This window comes from Pseudonocardia tropica, assembly GCF_040105315.1.
Lineage (GTDB): Bacteria > Actinomycetota > Actinomycetes > Mycobacteriales > Pseudonocardiaceae > Pseudonocardia > Pseudonocardia alni.
Map to the genome: position 1 here is coordinate 1 of NZ_JBEDNP010000046.1, position 4,954 is coordinate 4,954.

Annotated in this window: 5 protein-coding genes and 1 pseudogene; 3 read left to right on the forward strand and 3 right to left on the reverse strand. The window is 71.6% G+C overall.

Annotated features, from left to right (window positions below):
* Positions 1-66: 66 nt before the first annotated feature.
* Positions 67-993, reverse strand: coding sequence for an IS5 family transposase (locus WHI96_RS27085; RefSeq protein WP_345650477.1), 927 nt, complete (start codon positions 991-993; stop codon positions 67-69).
* 77 nt (positions 994-1,070) lie between these two features.
* A complete protein-coding gene (locus tag WHI96_RS27090; RefSeq protein WP_345650479.1) occupies positions 1,071-2,495 on the reverse strand; it encodes a hypothetical protein in 1,425 nt (474 codons plus the stop codon).
* Between the two features lie 179 nt (positions 2,496-2,674).
* On the opposite strand from WHI96_RS27090, the gene WHI96_RS27095 reads away from it, so the two are divergent.
* The 3 genes from WHI96_RS27095 to WHI96_RS27105 all read left to right on the forward strand — a co-directional run bounded on the left by WHI96_RS27095 (position 2,675) and on the right by WHI96_RS27105 (position 4,637).
* Positions 2,675-2,893, forward strand: coding sequence for a hypothetical protein (locus tag WHI96_RS27095; protein ID WP_345650482.1), 219 nt, complete (start codon positions 2,675-2,677; stop codon positions 2,891-2,893).
* A 77-nt stretch (positions 2,894-2,970) separates the two neighbouring features.
* Entirely contained in the window at positions 2,971-3,486 is a 516-nt protein-coding gene (locus WHI96_RS27100; RefSeq protein ID WP_345650485.1) for an Lrp/AsnC family transcriptional regulator, read from the forward strand.
* Positions 3,483-4,637 (forward strand): aminotransferase class I/II-fold pyridoxal phosphate-dependent enzyme, encoded by a 1,155-nt coding sequence (locus WHI96_RS27105; RefSeq protein WP_345650488.1) that lies wholly within the window; start codon positions 3,483-3,485, stop codon positions 4,635-4,637. Before WHI96_RS27100 ends, WHI96_RS27105 begins: the two co-directional genes overlap by 4 nt.
* Positions 4,638-4,755: 118 nt before the next feature.
* Here the strand turns inward: WHI96_RS27105 and WHI96_RS27110 are convergent.
* Positions 4,756-4,954, reverse strand: a pseudogene (locus tag WHI96_RS27110) (HNH endonuclease); the annotation flags it as partial.

Here is a 4,954-nt window from a genome sequence, read left to right on the forward strand (position 1 = left end):
CGTGGTGGTCCTTCCTGGAGTTCCTTGGTCGGTACTCGAGAAAGATCACGCGGTGGCCGTCTCACGTCACGACGCCACGCCGCTCACCAGCGACGAACCCGTACACCACCTCCGCGGACGTAACCCTGCTAGGCGGCGGGCTGCTACTTTCTCCACGTCACTGCGGGGCGCAGGAAGCTGCTCGCCGGCCAGACGGGCCGCCATCAGACGGATCATCGCCACCTTGAGCATGGCCTCGGAGTGCGAGGTCTTACGTTCATGGTCGCGCGCCAACCGTCGACACCTCGAGATCCAGGCGAAGGTCCGTTCCACCACCCAGCGGCGGGGCAGCACCTGGAAGCCTTTCACGTCCGCGTTCCGCGGAACGCACACCACCTCGAGCTGCTCATGCTCGTGCGCCCAGTCGATCAGGCGGGCATCCACGGAGTGGACATAGCCGCCGTCAACCCAGACCAGCCCGACCTGCGGGAACTCACGGTGCAGACCGGCCAGCACCAGCTTGGCCCCGGCCCGGTCCTGCACCGACGCCGAGTGCACCACCGCCCGCAGCTCCAACCCGCAGCTGTCGACCAGCAGATGCCGCTTGCGGCCCCTCACCCGCTTACCAGCGTCGTAGCCGATCTCCGCACCGCCCTCGGCCGAGCAGGCGGACTGGGAGTCCAACACCGCCGCCGAGGGCTGCGGATCGCGCCCGTCGGCGACCCGGACCCGATCGCGCAGAACGTCGTGTACCCGCGCCCAGGTCCCGTCGGCGGTCCAAGCGGCGAACCAGCGATACGCCGTGGACCACGGGACCAGGTCGCGCGGGACCATCCGCCACGCACACCCGCTGACCAGCACACAGCTGATCGTGTCGATCACCAACCGCGGGGAGTACCGGCGCGGCCGGCCACCTAGAACCGGCGCCCGAACCGGCAGCAGCGGTTCGACCACCGCCCACTGCGCATCGGTCAACGACGAGTCATAAGCCGGACGGCAGGAGCATGGGCACACCCGACCGGATGATCACCACCACACGGCCCCCACCAACTACGCCACGCCGCGGGGACACCAGGTTTCACAACACGCTCTCAGGCGCGGTCGATCTCGTCGGCGAGGACGGGGGTGTGCACCGGGTTGTGCTCGCGAAAGCGGCACTCGGCGTAGGTGACCACAGTAGCCACCGTCCCCACCAGGGAAAGACCCACGATCACCGCGAGATAGATCAGTCCCCCGAGCACAGCGAGCACGACAACCTGGGACTGGACCAGCGAGAACACGATCGCCATCGTGATCAGCACGATCACACCGGACAGGACGAACAGAGTCGCCATCCGGCCCAGGATCGACGGGAAACGCGGGTTGACCAGCTGGAACATCCGGCCAAGGCCTCCACGTTCGATCACCACGGTGCCGCCGAACGCGGCGAAGGTGACTGTTCCGAAGTAGAGGAACACCCCTAGCACGACCAGGACGCCGAGGACCGTTGCGATCGCCGACTCCGACGCGACGAGTGCTATCCCAATCAAGTAGACGATCCCGAAGAGCAGCCCGAGCAGCAGCGACCAGCCGATCAACGGCAGCGCTCGGCTACGGGCGAAGGCGAATGCCTGTCCTGCCGTGTACGGACGCTGGGCCGCGTCACGGACCACCACGAACTCCGAGGCGGCCTGAGCGACGGCCCCGAGCACGATGGCCACGAGCACGAAGGCGATGTAGGCGACGACGATCCCCGCGATCGACCCGAAGCCCATCCGGCCGGTGAGGACCGAACTGAGGATGTTCATGATCGCCGCCCCGACGATCGCCGCCACGACGAGGCCCAGCAGCGCCAGCACCCCGAAGAGAATCCCCTGAATAGCCAGCAGGGGCTTCCAGCTTCGTCTGGTACCCGCCACGACCTTGGCGAACCAGTCGCCGAAGGAGAACGGCACCAGCGGGTCCGGGGAGGTACCGCCGGGCGGGGCACCGCCGGAGGGGTGGACGGGCTGGCCGTAGCCGGCCTGCGGGTACTGGCCGCCGTACTGCTGGCCGGTCGGGTACTGGCCGGGGTACTGCTGGCCGGTCGGGTACTGGCCGGGGTACGGGGCCCCGTACTGCTGCTGGCCGCCGTACTGGCCTGCGCCGGGGTACTGGCCGGGGTACTGCTGCTGTCCGTAGGGCTGGCCGGGGTACTGCTGCCCCGGGTCCTGGCCGTACGGGGCCTGGCCGTACTGCTGGCCGTACTGCTGGCCGGGGTCCTGCGCGTACGGCCGGCCGTACTGCTGGCCGTACTGCTGGCCGTACTGCTGCCCGGGGTCCTGGTCGTGCTGGGACGGGGCGGCGGTGCCGTGCTGCCCCGGCTCGCGCGCGCCGGTGGCGTCGTCCTGCCCGGCCTGCTGCCCGCCGGGGTACGGCGTGCCCTGCCGGTCGCCGCTCCCGGCCGCCTGCCCGGACTCCTGGGCGCCACCGGGCGTCGCTGCTCCCCCGGGACCGGCCTGCGGGTCCTCGCCCCGCGGCGGTTCGTTGCTGCTCATGCGCGCGGACCCTAGTTGCGGGCGGGGTGCGGCGGTGCCGAATTCACCGGCTCGCCCCCGATTCGTGACCGACGGGTACGCACCGTGATCGTCGCCGACCCCGGATCGTCGCCGGAACGCAACGCCGTGGACGCGCAGTGTCACCGGCTCGCAACAGAGCCCGTGCACGCTCACGGGGCATGGACACGATCCCGAGTTGCCCGCTCTGCTCCCGTCCGCGCACCCCCGCCGACGTCCGCGGACTCGCCTGGAGCAGCCACCACGGCCCGGCCGGCACGGTGTACCTGTGCGGTCCGTGCACGCGCACCCATCTCGTCGACCTCGAGTGCGGACTGCTCGACCCGGCCCGCGGCAGCGGCGCGCCGGATGTCGCGGCCCCGCTGCCACACGCGGCCTGACCGGTCGGACGGGGCGGGCCGGCGTGGACCCGCCCGGCCCGCGGCGCGACGACGGGCGGCCGTCGTAGGGTCACGCCGTGCGCGAGATCCTCGAGTTGCTCGAACGTGACGCGTCGTTGAGCCACGACACCGTCGCCACCATGCTGGGTCTGCCCCGGGACGAGGTCGACGCCCGGATCGCGGAGTGGGAACGCTCCGGGGTGATCCGCAGGCACAAGGCCGTCGTGGACTGGGCCCGGTACGAGGACGGCGGCAACGGCCACTCCGGCGCCGGCCGCACCGGGGCGCAGGTGACGGCGTTCATCGACGTGTCGGTGGCCCCGGCCCGCGGAGTCGGGTTCGACGACGTCGCCGCCCGCATCTCCCGCTTCGACGAGGTCCGCGACTGCTACCTCGTCTCCGGGGGGCACGACCTGCGCTGCACGGTCGTCGGCCCGGACATCCGCGCGATCAGCGACTTCGTGTCCCAGAAGCTGTCCACGATCGACCGGGTCCGCTCGACCGCCACGCACTTCGTACTGGCCACGCACAAGCGTGACGGCGACTCCTTCGCCGAGCCGGAGCCCGACCACCGGCTGCCGGTGACCCCGTGAAGCCGCTCAACACGACGATCTCGGCGATCCCGCCGTCAGGGATCCGGCGGTTCTTCGACATCGCCGCGGAGATGGACGACGTCATCTCCCTCGGTGTCGGTGAGCCCGACTTCGTGACGCCGTGGCGGATCCGCGAGGCCGGGATCTACGCCCTGGAACGCGGCTACACCACCTACACCGGCAACGCCGGCCTGCCGAAGCTGCGTGAGCTGGTGTGCGCGGACCTGGCGTCGCGCTACGACGCCCACTACGACCCCGCCACCGAGTGCCTGGTGACGACCGGGGTGTCCGAGGGCCTCGACCTGGCGTTCCGGGTGCTGCTGAACCCGGGCGAGGAGGTCATCGTCCCGGAGCCCTGCTACGTCGCCTACCAGCCGTGCGTGGCGTTCGCCGGCGGGGTGCCGGTCGGGGTGCCGACCCGAGCGGAGGACGGGTTCGCCATCGACATCGCCACGGTCGAGGCCGCGGTGACCCCGCGGACGAAGGCGATCCTGATCGGCTCGCCGGCCAACCCGACCGGCGCGGTGCAGCCGCCCGAGGTGCTGCGCGAGCTCGTCGCGCTGGCCGAGCGGCACGACCTGTACCTGCTCTCCGACGAGATCTACGACCGCCTCACCTACACCGGTGCCCACACCTGCCTGGGCGCGGTCCCGGGTGCCCGGGAGCGGACGGTGGTCCTGGGCGGGTTCTCCAAGGCCCAGGCGATGACGGGGTGGCGGGTCGGCTGGCTCGCCGCGCCGGCGCCGATCGCGGAGCTGTGCCTGCGGGTGCACCAGTACACGATGCTGTGCGCGCCGCACATCTCGCAGATCGCCGCCGTGGAGGCACTGACCAGCGCGGAGGGTGACGTCGCGGAGATGGTGGCGGACTACGACCGTCGCCGCCGGGTGTTCGTGAAGGGCCTGCGCGAGGCCGGGCTGGACTGCCCGGAGCCGGCGGGCGCGTTCTACGCGTTCCCCTCGATCCGCGCCTCCGGGCTGGACTCGGAGACCTTCGCCGAGCGGCTGCTGCGGGAGGAGTCGGTCGCGGTCGTCCCGGGCAGCGTGTTCGGGCCGTCCGGGGAGGGGCACATCCGCTGCTCGTACGCGACGGCGCTGCCGCAGCTGGAGCAGGCCGTGGAGCGGATCGGGAACTTCCTGCGACGCCTGTGACCGGGTCGTGCCCGATCCGCGCCGCCCTGCGGCCGGGCCGTACGAGGGCGCGCCCGGGCCCGCCCGGCAGGCAGGCAGGCACACGGGTCCCCTGCGACGACCGGAGGACGGCAGGCGATCAGTCCGGGCCGCGGTAGGTGTGCCCGGTCGGGGTCCGGGTGACCACGGTCCCGTCGGGGGCTCGGGCGACGTGCCAGCCGGGTTGTTCGCGGACGTGGTTGTGGAACTCGCAGACTCCGCGTCCGTTGTCGAGTTCGGTGCGTCCGCCGTCGGCGTCGCGGTGGATGTGGTCGAGGTGGCGGACGGGTGCGTCGCAG

Coding starts and splice junctions, on each gene's coding strand:
- WHI96_RS27095 (WP_345650482.1), top strand. CDS start 2,675: ATGGACACGATCCCGAGTTGCCCGCTCTGCTCCCGTCCGCGCACCCCC.
- WHI96_RS27090 (WP_345650479.1), bottom strand. CDS start 2,495: ATGAGCAGCAACGAACCGCCGCGGGGCGAGGACCCGCAGGCCGGTCCC.